Source organism: Gloeomargarita sp. SRBZ-1_bins_9, from assembly GCA_039794565.1.
GTDB lineage: Bacteria > Cyanobacteriota > Cyanobacteriia > Gloeomargaritales > Gloeomargaritaceae > Gloeomargarita.
Genome location: JAUQVX010000003.1, coordinates 67,979 through 84,886 on the forward strand (window position 1 = coordinate 67,979; position 16,908 = coordinate 84,886).

Genomic DNA, 16,908 nt, shown 5'->3' on the forward strand with positions numbered 1-16,908 from the left:
GGGGTACAGGGTGTCATCACCCGACGGAGACAGACAATTACAGGCGCTGGTGCAGACAGTCGAGCAGTTGCAGCAGGCAACGACACCGGAGCAACTCTGGCGGCAGGCGGCCCAGTATCTCGCCCAGGAGGTACAGGCGACCTGCCCAGGACCGGTGTGGGTGTGGCTGGCCAGTTATGACCCGGAGCGGCAAACGCTAGTGGGACGGGACGGGGTGGTGCCTAACCCCAAGGAGGAAGGGACGCTGCTGCGGCAACGGCTGGCGGTGACGCCGGGGGATGTGTGGCAGCGGGTTTTAGCGCAGGGGCAGCCCCTGGATGTGCCGGACTGGAACAAGGAAGGACGCCGGGGAGAATGGGGGCAGCGATTGGGGCGCTGGCGACCCCTGGGGGTGACCCTGTATCCCTGGCCGGGGGGCACGGGCATCGCTTTTTTGGGGACGTCGGCCTGGGGGGCGGCCCTGAAACCGGACGGTAAACTGCGGGTGCGTCTATTGCTGGGGGAGCTGGTCCACCAGTGGCAGCGTTTGCAGGCCCAGCAGCAGCGGCAACGGGTGCAGCAGGCGGGGGAATGGCTCATGCATTTGATAGAGCAATGCTGGCGACGCCAGGGCGACGAGGAACGGCTGGCATGGGTCCTGGAGCAGCTCCGGCAGGTGGTGGGCGCCGATCAGACGGTTTTTTATCGGTATGATGAGGCGGCGGGGCAATTTTGCTGGCAGGCGGGTGCACCCCCTGTACGCCCAGGAGAAACCGTGCCGCTGGGGGTTCTCCAAGGGTTGTACCAGGAGTTGCTGCTGGCTGACAGGGTGGTAATTAGCGATGCGGCCCAGACCCGGATGCCGATTGGCGCGGCGTTTTGGCAACAGCACCAGGCCCAGGCGCTCCTGGCGGCACCGGTCTACGGCGGGGAAGGCAAGCAGCTGCTGGGGTTTTGTGCCTGTTTGCGTCGTCAGCCCTGGGCGTGGGATGCCTTGGCCACAACGGCGGTGCAGGGGGTAGCCCGGTTGCTGACCCTGCTGTTGTCCCTGGCCGATCTATCCCAGGCGGTGGCGCGGCTGGAAACGGAGCTGCAACTGCATATCGGCGTGGCGCGGGCGATGACCGGTTGGGCGGACTGGCAACAGGCGCTGCAAAAAGCGGGGTACTTGCTCGACCAGCAGCTACCGGGGGACCGCTGGCTCCTGGTGCACCGGCATCCCGATAGGGGTCACTACGACCTGCTGTATCAGGGCGGCAAAAAACGCCCACTGGTGGGACCGCTACCGGCCTTGCACGAGTTGGACGCAGAAGTCCTGGGGCGGGACCAACCGGTTTTATGGGTGACTAACTGGCAAACGGACCTGAAACTCCTGACTTGGCAGCAGACGTTACAGGAGCAGGGGGTGCAGGCCGTGCTGGTGACTAACACTACACCGGGACAACCGCCGGACATGCTGTTGGTGTTGGCCCACTCCCAACCCTACCCCTGGAGTGCTCGCGATGGGCAACTGGCCCAGGCGATGGCTCGGCAGTTGGGGGTGGTGGCGCGGCAATGGTGGCTCCAGCAGGCCCAGGAACACCAAACCCGCCTGTATCAGGCCCTGGTGGGAAGCATTGGCCTTTGGGACGACCCCCCGGCCCTGGTGCGGCATTTGGCCCAGACGCTGCAGGTGCCCCAGGTGGTGTGGGTGCAAGAGATACCCGGAACCCCAACCGCCCAGGTCGTGGCCGCCCACCCCCACCTGGAACCTTTTGCGGTGGCGACCGACGCGCCTATCCCCTGGGTGGAGGACCCCTTACTGCAACGGGTGCTGAGCCAGCCGGAGCCTTGGGGGCAACAGGGCGTGGAGGTGGAACCGGTCACCCGGCGCTGGTTAACCGGTACGGGCATCGCGCGATTGCTGGCGGTTCCGGTGGGTCGGCAGAGGGTGTTGATGCTGCTGGACGGAGAAACGACTCCCTGGCCAGCGGCGGTGGTCCAGCTTTTGTCAGTTCTGGCCAAGGCGATGGCGCAGTGGCAGTCCCTACAGGCGGAGGCGCAGTCGTGGCGGCAGGGTTATCTGGCGTTGGCCTGTCAGGGCTGGTGGCAACAACAACAGTGGCCGGAATGGGCGGCGGACATCAAGGCGTTGCTGCCTGACCGGTGGCTGGAAAAGGAACAGCAGGTCCAGCGCTGGCTCCAGCCGGATTTGACCCTGCAGCGCCAAATGGTGGGGGTGGTGGGGCTGTTGCGGCGGGCGGTGGCGCGAGTACAGGACTTCCTCAACCAAAAGCAACTGTGGTTTCGGGTGCATCCCCAGGGACTGGAAAAGGCGCAGGTGTGGGGGGATGGGGAACGGCTGGAGTTTATCCTGGCGGCATTGTTGCGCTGGGCCTGTCACCGCTCGCCCCGCCAGGGACGGGTGGATGTGTGGCTGCAACTTGTAGCGGATGGTCAATTGGAGGTGGCCATTACCGATTACGGTCCGGTTGCCCAGGGGTTGCTGGAGCAGTTGCGCCCCGACTACCTGGATAACCAGGCTGTGCTGGTGGATGGAGTCGTGCGGGAGTTAGGTTTATGCCGTCACCAGGTGCGCCAGATGGGGGGGGAACTGCGCTACGAGCAACTGCCGGACGGGCGCTTTTCCAGTCGTTTATGGCTGCCTTTGGCCCTATGAACCGGCGATGGTTGGTGGGACTGACGGTGCTGGCCCTGTTGGTCTGGCTCCTGGGGCTGGGTGGGGTCCCGCTGCGGGATGTGGACGAGGGACAAGTGGCCCTGGTGGCGCGGGAGATGTTTTGTACGGGCAACTGGCTGTTTCCCACCCGCCTGGGGGAGCCGTATCTGAATAAGCCGCCGCTGGTGCACTGGCTGACGGCCATGGCCTATCACCTGGGGGGCATCACGGATGGAACGACCCGGTTTCCGGCGGCTGTAGTGAGTGCTCTGGCCGTGCCGGGTTTGTATGTGTTGGGGGGGCAGCTCTTTGCGGAAGAAATCGCGGCCCGCTGGTCGGCCCTGGTGTTTTTGACGCTGCTGCCGGTGGTGCGCCACGGACGCCTGGCCATGCTGGATGGCACGGTGGTCACGGGGTTGGTCGGGCTGTTGCTGGCAACGGTACTCACCCGGTGGCAGGTGCGCTGGAGTTGGGGGATGGGGTTGGCTTTGGGGTTTTTGGCCCTGACCAAGGGACTGATTGTTGTGCCCCTGGGGTTGATTGCCCTGGTGTTTTTGGCCTGGGATGCACCCCCACTGCTCACCAAACCGGCGTTTTGGTTGGGGTTAGGGGGAGGGCTGCTGCCGGGGTTGAGTTGGTTTGTGGCCCAGCTACTCCATTACGGGCCGGTGTTTATCCAGGGGCACTTGGTGCAACAAAGTCTAGCGCGCACCTGGGAGGTGGTCGGCGGTGAACCGGGTCCCCCCTGGTACTATCTGCAATATCTCTTCTTCCATAGTTGGCCCTGGTTTTTCTTTTGGCCCCTGGGGTTGGTGCTGGCCTGGCAACAACGCCACCGCGCCTGGGCCAGGTTGAGTCTGGTGGGCACAGGGATATTCCTGGGCATCATTTCCCTGATGACCACCAAGATCACTTGGTATGTGATGCCGGTGTACCCCTTTTTCGCCCTGACGGTGGGGGCCTATGTCGCGTCCCTTTGGCAGCGCAAAATTACACCCCGGCGCTGGTGGGCCTATGTCTTCGGGGCTTTGGCGCTGGGGGCCTTGGGCGCCGGGATGTACTACGGGTTGATGGCTGGGCAAGGGGATTTGCTGGGGGTTTTGATGATTCTGGCGCTGACCCTGGCGGCAACCACCTTTTATCTATGGCGGCAAAAACGGCAGTTTCTGGTGCTGTTAACCGGCGGGTTTTATGTGGCCATGGTCGCGTTTTTCGCCACCCCCCATTGGAATTGGGAGCTAAACAACTCGGAATTTGCCGTGAAACCGGTGGCCCAGTTGGTGCGGGAATTTGTGCCCCCCAACTATGCCGTGTACCTGCAACGTCACCACAGCCGGCGCACCCTAGACTTTTACACCGGTCGGCGCATCGAAGCCCACGCTCTCGATACCTTGGTGAAATTCTGGCAAGAGCGTTCTCCCCGGCCCTTTTTGCTGCTCAAAACCCGGGAATTCCAGCCGGAGCGGTTCCCGGGGCATCGGGTGTACGGCCAGGCAGAGCACTATACGCTGGTGGGACCGGCACAAGTGATGGCGCAACCGACGCCCCTCGGCTGCCCCCTACCCCAGTTGTAAAGCCTGTCCTGCCCCTGCTGTAGAATGGGTCCGGGGCCAGACCGCTTATCCCATGCCGCGTTTATCCAAGAAATTGCAGGACTGGGTGGAGCAGCCCGATCCCCCGCCGGTGGTCACAGTGCGCGATGTGTTGAGCTATGGGGGGGACAGTTCCTGGGGCATGGTGTTTGCCCTGCTGTCGTTTCCGTCGGCCTTACCCTTGCCGGCCCCAGGCTATTCCACGCCCTTTGGGGTGATGATTTTGCTGCTGGCGGTGCAGTGGTTAGCTGGTCGGTCCATTCCCTGGCTACCCCCGTGGTTCTTGCGCCGCCAAGTGACTTGGGAGACCTGGAGCCGCTGGGTCAAAGCCGGTATTCCCTGGTTGCAGCGGCTGGAGCGTTTGACCTGTCCCCGCTGGGAGGTCGTCACCCAACAGGGGCACTGGGTGTTGGGGTGGTTGGTGGCCCTGATGGCCGTTTCCATGATCATTCCCTTACCCGGCACCAACACAATTCCGGCGCTGGGCATTTTTTGCATCGGGCTGGGTCTGATCGAAGGCGACGGGGTGTTTTGTCTGCTGGGTTCGTTGATTTCCCTAGTCGGCGGTAGCCTCACCGCTTCCATCCTGTACGCCCTGTGGTTTGGCGGCAGCAATTTGCTGGAGTGGGTAAAAGCCTGGCTGGGGCGTTAGGGTGGGGGTGGCGCCTGGGGACAGGTCAAGTTCTGGAAATCACAGGAATAGATGGCCGGTTCCTGCCAGCTCAAGGGAATTTCCAGTAAATCCCGCGTTCCTGTTAACCCCTGACCGATAAACAGCAACAACGCCAGACTATTTAACAGAACATGAATTCTGCGCCAGGTATGGGTGCGGTCCTGGTAAATCTCCGGCCAAATGGCTAGCGAAAAAATCATCAACAAGGCCGCCGTCAGCCCGTAGTAGTAGTGGGATACCCACCATTCAAAACCCCGACGCCAAACCCCGTCTTGCGCCCCCAAAACCACCAAGCCCATGCCCGTCAAGGTGGCCCATACCGCCCGCCAGACCCGTTTTTGGGCATGGTAAAGGGCCACCAAAGCCGCCACCGTCGCCAGGAAAAACAGGCCAATGAGAATAACCTGCGTGGGGTTTTTGCTCCAGATGTTGTTTTTGGCGATATGGCGGCCAATGGGAATCAGAATCCCCACCAGCGTGACGCCCACGACCGCCCCCGCCAACCAACGCCCCAGTCGCGCATGTTCTGGCCCCACTACCGGTGGAATTTTACTTTCGCCCCCCTGCCCTATCTGCCATCGCCGTTGCCAGGTTTGCCAGGCCAAATGGGTGACCATGCCCACCAGGGGAAACACCAGCACCACCGCCAGCGTCGGATGCACCAGGCGCAACCAGTCCCAAAACTTTAAGAACTGCATAGGGAATCGCCGTCGCCAACACCACCTAACCCGCGGGGGATAGGCGGCTGGAGTTCACCTGCATTATAGCCAGGTATCCGGGGGCGTGCCATGTCCTGACGCAGCCGCAGGGGGTAACTGGCTGTTTAACGGCTTGATCGATTGCCGCTTTCCCGATCAACCCCAGGGCTAAGGTGTGAAATACTTGGCCTCCGGGTGATAGCAAACCAGGGCGGTGGTGGACTGTTCCGGGTGCAACTGTTCCGCCTCGTCCATGTGCAGATGAATCCGGTGGGCGCCCAGCAACGCCAGCAAGGTGTATTGATCAGCCAAATTGGGGCAGGCCGGATAGCCAAAGCTATAGCGTGACCCCTGATACCGCTGGGCCAGAACGTCGTGCAGGTTATCCGGCTCTTGCCCTTGATACCCCAGCTCCCGGCGGATCCGGGCGTGGGTCCATTCCGCCAGCGCCTCCGCCATCTGCACCGCGATCCCATGGAAATACAAATAATCGCTGTAGTGGTTTTGGGCGTAGAGTTGTTGGGCGTATTCAGTGGCGATCTGCCCCATCGTAACCGCCTGCAACCCAACCACATCCAAATAGGGCGACCCCAGCGGCAGGAAAAAGTCAGCAATACACAAACGTTTACCCGTGCGCTGGCGGGGAAAACGAAAACAGGCAATCGGCGTTAAATCCGGGCGATAGGGCACTGGCTGGCCGGCAAACCCCTGGGCATAGGCCGGGTCATAAAGGTACAACGTATTGCCCTGGGATTGGCAGGGGAAATAGCCATAGACCGCCTGGGGTTCCAAACAACACTCCTGCTCGATCCGCGCCCGCCAGGTGGCCAAAATCGGCTGGACTTTTTCCGCCAGGAAAACTTGGTATTCCTCTTTAGTCTGCTCCTTGGGTTTGCGGAACTGCCATTGTCCGGCAATCAGGGCCTGCTGGTCCAAATAATCCCATACCTCCGCCAGGGGAATCTCGGCGCTGGTGAGCACACAGGTCCCCCAAAACGGTGGTTGTGGGCGGGGAATATCCAAGGCCACCTGGGGCGGCACCACCTCCTCCACCCCTGGCAAAGGCACCGTCGGCGTGCTTTCTGGCAGCGTCGTTACGGGTGTTTCACCCATACGTTCCTCGTCATCCAGAAACCCCCGCCGGTCATCCCACTTGCCCGCCGCCTTGGCCGCCATCAACCGGTCTAGGAAATGCAAATCCGTAAACGCATCCTTACCGTAAATCACCCGGCCCTGATAGACCTGCTGGCAATCCTGCTCCACAAATTTGCGGGTCAAGGCTGCGCCCCCTAAAATCACCGGCACCGTAATGCCCTTCTGGTTGAAAACCTCCAGATTCTCCCGCATAAAAGCCGTGGATTTTACCAGCAGGCCGCTCATGGCAATACAATCCGGTCGGTATTGTTCGTAGGCGGCAATGATGTTGCTCACCTCCTGCTTGATGCCCAAATTGATCACCCGGTAGCCGTTGTTGCTCAGGATGATGTCCACCAGATTTTTGCCGATGTCGTGAACGTCCCCCTTGACCGTGGCAATGACCACCACCCCTTTGCAGGTGTCAGCCTGTTGTTTTTCCATGTAGGGTTCCAGAAAGGCCACCGCCGCCTTCATCGTTTCCGCCGACTGCAACACAAAGGGCAATTGCATCTGGCCGCTGGCGAATAAATCCCCCACTGTCTTCATGCCATCCAGCAGGTGGTCATTGATGATTGCCAAGGGGGAATAGCGCTCCAGAGCCGCTTTGAGGGTCTCCTCCAAACCCAGCCGTTCCCCATCAATAATATGGCGTCGCAGCCGTTCTTCCAGGGTTAAGGACTCAGGGGGCGCGGTGCTTTTTTCCACCGTCACTGCGCTGAAATAGCGGGTCAATTCCGCCAGGGGGTCATAGACGCAGAGGTCCCCCTCAAACCGGCGCTCGTCGTAGATCAGTTGCCGACACAGGGTCTGGACCTCCTCGGGAATCCTGTGCAAGGGGAGAATTTTACTGGCGCTGACGATGGCTGCATCCATCCCTGCCTCCCGGGCCAGGTGCAAAAACACAGAATTCAGCGCCACCCGCGCCGCCGGTTTTAACCCAAAGGACAAATTCGACACCCCCAAAATAATGTGGCAGTCTGGCAAATGGGTGCGGATAAGTTGAATGGCTTTCAAGGTTTCCAGGCCATTGCGCCGGTCCTCTTCAATGCCGGTGGAAATGGGCAACACCAGGGGGTCAAAAAACAGCTCCTGGGGGGGAATCCCCAACGCCGTGGCTTGAGCGTAGGCCCGCTGGGCAATGGCCAATTTTTTCTCGGCGGTGCGGGCCATGCCCTCCTCATCAATCGTGCCGATGACCACCCCCGCCCCGTAGGTTTTGGCCAGCTCTAAAACCCGCAAAAAACGGGATTCCCCGTCCTCGTAATTGGTGGAATTCAAAATACATTTGCCCCCCGCCACCTTCAGCCCTGCCTCCATCTTGGTCCATTCGGTGGAATCCAGCATCAAGGGCAGGGGCACCTGGGTGACCAAACGGGAGACCAACTCGCGCATATCCCGTTCCCCATCGCGCCCCACATAATCCACGTTCACATCCAACACATGGGCGCCTTCCCGCACCTGTTCCCGGGCCATCGCCACCAATCCGTCCCAGTCCTCCGCCAGCAATAATTCCCGGCACTTTTTGGAACCGCTGGCGTTGAGTCGCTCCCCCACGATCAAAAACGAATTTTCTTGGGTATAGGGTTGGGCGCTGTAGATGGAGGCGGCGGCCGGGCGGTAGCGCACCTGACGGGGTTTGGGTCGCAGATGCTGGGACAATTCCACCAGGCGGCGAATGTGGGCCGGTCTTGTGCCGCAGCATCCCCCGATAATCTGCACCCCCAAATCCTCCACAAAGTGCTTCAGGGCGCCGGCAAAATCCGGGGGTTCCAAGCGATAGACCGCCTGGCCGTTGACATTCTCTGGCAGACCGGCATTGGGAATACAGGAAATCACAAACGGCGAATGCTCCGCCAGATAACGGATATGGGACTCCATCAAATCCGGTCCGGTGGCGCAGTTCAACCCGAGAATGTCAATGGGGTAGGGGGCCAGAATGGCCACAACGGCACTGATGTCCGACCCCACCAGCATCGTCCCCTGCTGCTCCATCGTCACCGACACCATCAGGGGCACCCGTTCCCCCCGCGCCCGGAACTCCGCTTCGATGGCGTAGAGTCCCGCTTTGATCTGCAATACATCCTGGCAGGTTTCCAGCAGCAACAAATCCACCCCACCGTCGAGTAACCCCCGCACCTGCTCCCGGTAACCAGCCGCCAGGGTGTCGAAATCTATATGCCCCAGCGTCGGCAATTTTGTCCCCGGCCCCAGGGAACCCGCCACAAACCGGGGTTTTTCCGGAGTGCTGAACTCCTGGGCCAATTGCTTGGCCAACTGGGCCGCCTGGCGATTGATGGTGTAGGTCTGATCCGCCAGGCCGTACTCGCTCAACACCACTGGATTGGCCCCAAAGGTATTGGTTTCGATCACATCGGCGCCGGCCTGTAAAAAATCCCGGTGCACCTGGGCTACGGCCTCCGGTTTGCTGATGACCAGGTATTCGTTGCAGCCTTCGTACAGCGCCCCCCCGAAGTCCGCTGCCGTCAGGTTCTGGGCCTGCAAATTGGTACCCATGGCCCCGTCAAACACCAGCACCGGCCGCTGGGGGTCCCGCAACCGCTCCCAAAATGCCGCCGCCATTTCCTCGTTTTCCGAGCAAAGCAAAAGCAAATTCTATTGTAGGGTCAGGGCACCAGACGCACAAATTTGCTCTTGCCCAATTTCAGCACCCGTCCCACCAACTGCGCCGGGTCATCGCACTGCCAGTCCACGTCCGTGATGCGCTCCTCATCTAGGCGCACCGCCCCGCTTTGCATCTGTCGGCGGGCTTCGCTGCTGCTGCGACACAGGCCACTGGCTGCCACCAAGTAAAACAACTTCACCGGAAACTTCACCCCCTGCAGGGAAAATTCGGGGATGTTGCCCGCTTCCGCCAGGGCTGCCTGTTGGGCCACTTCTTCCCCGTAGTAAAACGCCGTCACCCTATAGGCCAGCAATTTCTGCTGCTCGCGAGGGTTGGTCGGCAACTGGTCCAAGGGCAAATCCGTCAGCAGCTCAAAATACTGGGGCAACAGGTGGTCGGGAATTTTTTGCAGCTTCTGGTACATGACGCTGGGGTGGTCCTGCAAAGCAATGTAATTGTCCAGGGATTTGGACATTTTCTGCACCCCGTCGGTCCCGAGGAGGATGGGCACCAGCAGGCCGAATTGAGGGGGTTGACCGAAATGGCGCTGTAAATCCCGTCCCACAGCGATGTTGAATTTTTGGTCCGTGCCCCCAATTTCGATATCCGCCCGCACCGCCACCGAGTCATAGCCCTGTAGCAGGGGATAGAGAAACTCGTGCAGGAAAATGGGGTGGTTTTGACTGTAGCGCTCGGCAAAGCCTTCCTTGGCCAGCATTTGCCCCACCGTCATGGTGCTGAGTAACCCGATGATTTCCTTCAGGTCCAACCGAGATAGCCAGGTGGAGTTGTAGTGAATTTCCAACCGCCCCGGTGTCTGGAAATCCAACAGCGGGCGAATCTGGTGGAGATAGGTCTGGGCGTTGGCCTGCACCTGTTCCGGGGTCAAGGGGGGACGGGCCTCACTCCGACCGGTCGGGTCGCCAATTTGGGCCGTAAAGTCGCCGATGATCAACACCGCCACATGCCCCGCCTCCTGAAACGCCCGCAGTTTGCGCAAAGGGATGCTATGCCCCAGGTGCAATAGGCTGCCGGTGGGATCCACCCCTAACTTCACCCGCAACGGTCGGTCGGTAGTCTGCAGCAGGCGGGTCAAACACTGACGGGGGTCGTCGCTGTCCGGCTGGTGGGGAAACACTTCCACTACCCCCCGCGTCAGCAGGGCGGTCGTGTCTGCTATGCTCACAAATAGTCCGTCCTCTGGTCAACCGTGAAAATCATCTTACCCGATGGAATTGACCGCCGGTGTCTAGCAAAACCTTAAGTCCCAGTCGTCGGCGCGCACCCCTGGCGGTGCTTTTCCAGGTGGGGCGTGGGGTGGTGCAGGGGGTAGGGATCACCCTGATGGGTATAGCTCTGGTGGGGACAGCCGGTGCCGCTGGTTTGTTGGTGGGGTTGGCCTACAGTTTTCGCAACCTACCGGATGTACGCCTGTTGAAAACCTATGTCCCCCCCCAGACCAGCTACATTTACGACGTCCAGGGGAGGGAACTGGCGGCGGTACACGGGGAAGCCAACCGGGAAGTGGTACCCCTGAGTCACATTGCCCATCCCTTGAAACTGGCGGTACTGGCCATCGAGGACAGTTACTTCTACAGCCATCCGGGGGTGAATCTCAGCAGCATTGTCCGGGCGGTGGTGGCGAACTGGCGTTCGGGGCAGATTGTTGAAGGGGGGTCAACCCTGACCATGCAGTTGGCCAAAAACCTATTACTGTCCCCTGAGCAGGTGCTCAGCCGCAAGGTAGCCGAAGCCGTCCTGGCCATCCGCATGGAGCAGGTGTTCACCAAGGACGAGTTGCTGGAGTTGTACCTGAACCAGGTGTACTGGGGACACAACAATTACGGCGCTGAAACCGCTGCCCAAAGTTACTTTGGTAAATCCGCGCGGGAGTTAACCCTAGCGGAGGGGGCGCTCATGGCCGGACTCATCCAAGCGCCGGAGTTTTACAGTCCCTTTGCCCCTGCCAATCAGCCCCTGTGCCGCGACCGACCCCTGGGGAACGCCTGCCCGGCCAAGCAACGGCAATTACTGGTGCTGGAGCGACTGGAGGAACTGGGGTGGGTGACGCCGGAGGAGGCCCGTGCTGCTCGCCTGGAACCCATTTATCTCAATCAGGTCACCTCCTTTCGCCCGAGCAAATTGCCCTACGTCACCGACATGGCCTTGCAAACCCTCTACGACCGATTTGGCCAAGAACTGGTGCAACGGGGGGGCTTGCGGGTGCAGACCAGCGTGGACCAGGAACTGCAGTTGACCGCCGAGCGCATCGTGCGGGAAAACCACGCCCGGTTGCGGGCCCAGGGTTGGGGGTCGTCCCAGTTACAAATGGCCCTGGTGGCTGTGGACCCCCGCACCCACTACATCAAAGCCATCGTGGGCGGAGTGGACTACCACAAAAGTCAGTTCAACCGGGCCTACCAAGCGCTACGGCAACCGGGGTCAGCCTTCAAACCCTTCGTGTACTATGCGGCCTTTGCCTCGGGGCGCTATACCCCTGAATCCTTCATCAGTGACAGTCCCGTGAGCTACCGGGATGGGGCCGGCTGGTACTCCCCCCGCAATTACGACGGCTCCTTTTGGGGGACTATAACGCTGCGCCAAGCCATGGCGGCCTCCCGTAATGTACCGGCGGTGCGCTTGGGCAAGGAAGTGGGTATGGAGCGGGTGGTGCAGGTCTGTCGGGCCTTGGGTATCACCAGCCCCATGTTGCCGGTGACGTCCTTGCCCCTGGGGGCGGTGGACTTGACGCCCTTGGAAATGGCCAATGCCTACGCCACCTTTGCCAGCAATGGGTGGTACGCGCCGGCTTCCATCATCGTCCAGGTCCAGGACCAAAGCGGCCAGATTGACTGGAAAAATATTCCCCAACCCAAGTTGGTGTTGGACCCCTGGGCAGCAGCGGCGGTCAACAGCATCTTGCAGACGGTGATCGAAAGCGGGACGGGTACAGCCGCCCGGATTGGCCGACCAGCAGCGGGGAAAACGGGCACCACCAGTTCGGAGCGGGACATTTGGTTTGTGGGCTATGTACCCCAGTTGGCGGCGGCGGTGTGGATCGGCAACGACGACTACCGGCCTTTGGGGGGCGGGGCCACCGGAGGCACCCTGGTCGCACCCATCTGGCGGCAATTTATGCTGGCGGCCCTCAAGGGGGTACCGGTGGAAAGATTTGCCCCTCCAGGGAACTTTGTCCGCCCTCGCCCCAACCGGTCGTAACATCCCTACCTGTCAGCCCTGGATGAACCTGTTAAGCTGAAAGAAGGTTCGTGAGTGCTATGGCAGATTACTACGAAATTCTTGGGGTCTCGCGCGACGCCGATCTCGAGGAGATCAAACGTTCGTACCGGCGGTTGGCGCGTAAGTACCACCCGGACGTGAATAAGGAACCGGGGGCGGAGGAGCGGTTTAAGGAGATCAACCGGGCCTATGAGGTGCTGTCGGACCCAGAAGCCCGCGCCCGCTACGACCGGTATGGGGAGGCGGCCTTTACGGGGGTACCCGGCGGCAGTTACCCGGACTTTGGCGATATTGGCGGGTTCGCCGACATTTTCGAGCAGTTTTTTGGCGGATTTGGGGGGGCGACGGCGGGCACCCGACGGCGGAGTGGAGCGGTGCGGGGGGATGACCTGCGCCTGGATTTGGAACTGGAGTTTCGGGAAGCGATCACCGGCGCGGAAAAACAAATCCGCATCACCCACCTGGAAACCTGTAGCGTCTGTCATGGGTCAGGGGCCAAACCGGGCACCCAACCTAAAACCTGTCCCACCTGTGGCGGTACGGGACAAATCCGCCGGGCGGCCCGAACCCCCTTTGGCAGCTTTACCCAAATCACCACCTGTCCCACCTGCGGCGGTGTCGGTCAGGTGATCGATGAACTCTGTACGGCCTGCGGCGGCAAGGGGGTGCACCAGGTCACCAAAAAGCTCAAGATCACCATTCCACCGGGGGTGGATACGGGCACGCGCCTGCGAGTTTCCGGGGAAGGGGACGCTGGCCCCAACGGAGGACCCCCGGGCGACCTGTATGTGTATCTCACGGTCAAACCGGACCCGCAGTTCCGGCGCGACGGCATCAACGTCTACTCGGAGGTAAAGATCAGTTATTTGCAGGCGATTTTGGGGTGCCAGATTGAGGTGCCGACGGTGGATGGGGGCCGTCATCCCCTGAAAATTCCCCCGGGGACCCAGCCGGGGACGGAATTTCGCCTGGAGAACTTGGGGGTGCCGCGCTTAGGTAATGCCGTCAGCCGGGGGGACCACTTTGTCACGGTCAAGGTGGAGATTCCTACCCACATCAGCCACGAGGAGCGGGAGTTGCTGGAGAAACTGGCGCGGATTCGCCATGAAAAAACCAGCAGGCATGGTTTGGGGGACCTGTTTGGCGGGATTTTCGGATGAGTGCTCCTTTGGATTTACGGGGGACGCCCTGCCCTTTGAACTTTGTGCGCACGCGCCTGAAGCTGGAGCAATTGCCGCCGGGAACGCTGCTGGAGGTGTGGCTGGATGCCGGTGAGCCGATTCAGCAGGTGCCCGATAGCCTACGGCAAAGCGGCTACGAGGTGATCGACATTCATCCGCAAGACGATTACTTTGTCCTGACGGTGAAGGCCTGATGGATCAACCAATCATTGGCCAGGTGTGGGCGGCGCAGGCCAACTTTTACCGGGTGATGACCCGGGAGTATGGGGAATTGTTGTGTACCGCCAGGGCGCGCCTGAAAAAAACGGGCCAGTGGGTGCTGGTGGGGGACCGGGTGGTTGTTGAGGAGGTGGATGTGGCGGGCCAACGGGGGGCCATTGGGGAAATCCTGCCCCGGCGCACGGTCCTGGACCAACCGCCTTTGGCCAATGTGGACCAACTGCTGCTGGTGCTGGCCCTGGCGGAACCCCCTTTGGAACCCCAGGTGCTCAGTCGGTTTTTGGTGAAGGCGGAGGGGACGGGGTTGCCGTTTTTGCTGGTGCTGAACAAGGTGGATCGGTGTTCCCCAGTGCAGGTGGCGGTTTGGCAAGAAAAGCTCGCCAGTTGGGGCTATCAACCCCTGTTGATCAGCACGGCCACCGGTCAGGGCCTGGAACAACTGACCCCCCACTTGGTCAACCACTTAACGGTGCTGACGGGGCCATCGGGGGTGGGCAAATCCAGCTTGATCAATCGGCTGGTGCCGGGGGCGCGGTTGGCAACGGGAGCGGTGGCGGCCAAAACGGGCCGGGGACGGCACACCACCCGCAATGTGCAGTTGTTGCCCTTGCCCCAGGGGGGGATGCTGGCGGATACGCCGGGGTTTCAGCAGCCCACGTTGGAGATGGAACCGGCGCGCCTGCCTTTGTGCTTCCCGGAAATTCGGCGGCAAGGGGTGACCTGCGAGTTCAGTGACTGTAGCCATCGGGACGAACCGGGCTGTGCGCTGGCCAAAGACTGGGAGCGCTACGAACACTACTTGCAGTGGCGGCAGGAACTGGAGGTGCTGGCAGCCCAAAAACAAGCCCAGGGTCGCTCGGATGTGGGGGTGAAATACAAGCCGGCTGAACAGGGTGGTTATCGCGCCGAACCTAAACTTGCTCCCCACAAGTACCGGGCTATTTCCCGCCGGCGTTGGCATCAGGACTTACTCACGGTGGAAGATGAGTAATGGCCGGCGCGACGGTCATTTTCCCCGACCAGTTGTTTCGTGACCATCCGGGGCTGCACCGGGACCGCTGGGTGTTTCTGGTAGAAGAGCAATTGTTTTTCCGGGATTACTTTTACCCGGCGCGCTTTCACCAAAAAAAGCTGGTGCTCCATCGGGCGAGCCTACAGGCCTACCGCCAGTACCTGGAACAACAGGGCTACCGCGTTGTCTACATTCCCTACCAATGCGACCCCCGCATGGGCTATCTGTTTACGCCTCTACAGCAGCGGCAGGTGGAGGTGATTTACGTCTGTGAATTGGTGGACGAGGTTTTGACCAAACGCCTGCACAAATGGTGCCGCCATTACCACATCAAACTGGTGACACTGGATAGCCCCAAGTTTTTGACGCCGTGGGATTGGTATGACCAGATTTTGCCCCCTAGCCCCCCCTATTTCCTAACTCCCTTCTACATCGCCCAGCGCCAACGGCTAGGGGTGCTCGTCAAGGACAACAAACCCATCGGTGGCAAGTGGAGTTTTGACCCGGCCAACCGCAAAAAACTGCCCAGAGACCTGGCGATCCCCCCCGTCCATTGGCCTGCTGCTAACCCCTACATCTCGGAAGCCCAAGCCTATGTGCGGGCCAACTTTGGCGACCACTGGGGTTCCGTTGAGGGGTTTGGTTACCCGGTGACCCATGCCGATGCGGAAACATGGCTGGCCGATTTTCTGCACCAACGGCTGGCCCATTTTGGCGACTATGAAGATGCCATGAGCGTTGCCCACCCCATTCTTTTTCACAGCGTACTGACGCCTATGCTGAACATTGGGTTGTTGACGCCGGCGCAGGTTTTGCAAGCCACCTTGGCCTATGCCCAGGACCATTTGGTACCCCTTAATAGCCTGGAGGGATTTATTCGGCAAATCATCGGTTGGCGGGAATTTATGGCGGTGATGTACCGGCGAATCGGCACACCCCAGCGCAACCAGAATTTCTGGCAGCATAACCGCCCCATGCCCTCTTGCTTCTACAGCGCCACAACCGGAGTTTTACCGGTGGACCACGTGATTCGCCGGGTGCTGCAAACGGCCTATTGCCATCACATCGAGCGCCTGATGGTCCTGGGGAATTTCATGCTGCTGTGCGAGATTCATCCCCACGCCGTCTACCAGTGGTTTATGGAGCTATTGATTGATAGTTACGACTGGGTGATGGTGCCCAATGTCTACGGCATGAGTCAGTACAGCGATGGGGGCTGGATGACCACCAAACCCTATCTCAGTGGGTCGAACTACATCCGCAAAATGAGTGACTATCCGGCGGGGGATTGGTGTGGGATTTGGGATAGCCTATATTGGCGGTTTATTGACAAACATCGGCAGGTTTTTCAGCGGAACCCGCGTCTGGCGGCGATGACAGCGATGCTGCAAAAGATGACCCCCCAACAGCGACAAGCCCACTGGCAACGGGCAGAAGCGTTTTTGGCAACCCTTCAGTGAGCCAGTTCGGTAATACCGGTGCCGTAAAGGCTGGCGATACAGGCAATGCTAGTGACCCACGCCAGACCCCGCAGAGGGGCAATCCCCACCATGTAAGCGATGCTGTGGACCAACCGCGCCACCAGGTAGGTCAAGGCCACGGCGTTGGTGTAGGGAGACGTCCCATCGGCCACCAACACCAAAAGGGCCGCCGGTGCAAACAGCGTCAGGCTTTCAAAGGCGTTTTGGTGCGCCCAAACGGCCCGCTGGGCATAAGGGGGCAACTTCTCAAAAATGGCGCGGGGGTTGCGGGGGTCAAACCCACTTTTGGCGCGGGCATAAGCCACCACCACATAAGAGGGCACGTAAACCAGACCAGCAGCAATGGCTATCGCCCAAGCCAAAAACAGGGACGGCGCAATGGGGAGGTTCATCGGTCCAGGACAACAACCGCTC

The 16,908-nt window shown here is 60.5% G+C and carries 12 protein-coding genes; 8 read left to right on the top strand and 4 right to left on the bottom strand.

The genetic code is table 11. The annotated features are described in order from the left end of the window. The first annotated feature begins 10 nt into the window (after positions 1 to 10). Genes Q6L55_04585 through Q6L55_04595 form a run of 3 tightly spaced genes read left to right on the top strand, consistent with a single transcriptional unit; the run spans position 11 to position 4,882 of the window. The gene (locus tag Q6L55_04585) at positions 11 to 2,638 is read left to right on the top strand and encodes an ATP-binding protein (GenBank protein ID MEN9257996.1); all 2,628 of its coding nucleotides are present in this window, start codon (positions 11 to 13) and stop codon (positions 2,636 to 2,638) included. Further along, positions 2,635 to 4,212, top strand: coding sequence for a glycosyltransferase family 39 protein (locus Q6L55_04590; GenBank protein ID MEN9257997.1), 1,578 nt, complete (start codon positions 2,635 to 2,637; stop codon positions 4,210 to 4,212). The genes Q6L55_04585 and Q6L55_04590 overlap by 4 nt, the downstream gene beginning before the upstream one ends. Positions 4,213 to 4,264: 52 nt before the next feature. Further along, on the top strand, positions 4,265 to 4,882 hold the full coding sequence (locus Q6L55_04595; protein MEN9257998.1) for an exopolysaccharide biosynthesis protein: 618 nt from the start codon (positions 4,265 to 4,267) through the stop codon (positions 4,880 to 4,882). On the opposite strand, the gene Q6L55_04600 is transcribed toward Q6L55_04595, so the two are convergent. The 3 genes from Q6L55_04600 to tyrS all read right to left on the bottom strand — a co-directional run bounded on the left by Q6L55_04600 (position 4,879) and on the right by tyrS (position 10,547). After that, positions 4,879 to 5,601: a DUF4079 domain-containing protein gene (locus tag Q6L55_04600; GenBank protein MEN9257999.1), complete on the bottom strand. Its 723-nt coding sequence runs from the start codon at positions 5,599 to 5,601 to the stop codon at positions 4,879 to 4,881. The genes Q6L55_04595 and Q6L55_04600 overlap by 4 nt on opposite strands. A 168-nt stretch (positions 5,602 to 5,769) precedes the next feature. After that, the gene (gene metH, locus Q6L55_04605; protein MEN9258000.1) at positions 5,770 to 9,318 is read right to left on the bottom strand and encodes a methionine synthase; all 3,549 of its coding nucleotides are present in this window, start codon (positions 9,316 to 9,318) and stop codon (positions 5,770 to 5,772) included. A 44-nt stretch (positions 9,319 to 9,362) separates the two neighbouring features. After that, positions 9,363 to 10,547 (bottom strand): tyrosine--tRNA ligase, encoded by a 1,185-nt coding sequence (gene tyrS / locus Q6L55_04610; GenBank protein MEN9258001.1) that lies wholly within the window; start codon positions 10,545 to 10,547, stop codon positions 9,363 to 9,365. Positions 10,548 to 10,606: 59 nt separating this feature from the next. Between tyrS and Q6L55_04615 the strand changes: the two genes are divergently transcribed. Genes Q6L55_04615 through Q6L55_04635 form a run of 5 tightly spaced genes read left to right on the top strand, consistent with a single transcriptional unit; the run spans position 10,607 to position 16,473 of the window. Next, complete coding sequence (locus Q6L55_04615) at positions 10,607 to 12,580, top strand: PBP1A family penicillin-binding protein (GenBank protein MEN9258002.1); 1,974 nt, start codon at positions 10,607 to 10,609, stop codon at positions 12,578 to 12,580. 59 nt (positions 12,581 to 12,639) lie between these two features. Next, positions 12,640 to 13,761, top strand: a complete 1,122-nt coding sequence (gene dnaJ / locus Q6L55_04620; GenBank protein ID MEN9258003.1) for a molecular chaperone DnaJ — start codon at positions 12,640 to 12,642, stop codon at positions 13,759 to 13,761. Continuing rightward, complete coding sequence (locus Q6L55_04625; GenBank protein MEN9258004.1) at positions 13,758 to 13,976, top strand: sulfurtransferase TusA family protein; 219 nt, start codon at positions 13,758 to 13,760, stop codon at positions 13,974 to 13,976. The genes dnaJ and Q6L55_04625 overlap by 4 nt, the downstream gene beginning before the upstream one ends. After that, a complete protein-coding gene (gene rsgA, locus Q6L55_04630; GenBank protein ID MEN9258005.1) occupies positions 13,976 to 14,992 on the top strand; it encodes a ribosome small subunit-dependent GTPase A in 1,017 nt (338 codons plus the stop codon). Before Q6L55_04625 ends, rsgA begins: the two co-directional genes overlap by 1 nt. Further along, positions 14,992 to 16,473, top strand: coding sequence for a cryptochrome/photolyase family protein (locus Q6L55_04635; protein ID MEN9258006.1), 1,482 nt, complete (start codon positions 14,992 to 14,994; stop codon positions 16,471 to 16,473). Before rsgA ends, Q6L55_04635 begins: the two co-directional genes overlap by 1 nt. On the opposite strand, the gene Q6L55_04640 is transcribed toward Q6L55_04635, so the two are convergent. Next, positions 16,467 to 16,886, bottom strand: coding sequence for an MAPEG family protein (locus Q6L55_04640; protein MEN9258007.1), 420 nt, complete (start codon positions 16,884 to 16,886; stop codon positions 16,467 to 16,469). The two genes, Q6L55_04635 and Q6L55_04640, sit on opposite strands and share 7 nt — an antisense overlap. Between the last annotated feature and the right edge of the window lie 22 nt (positions 16,887 to 16,908).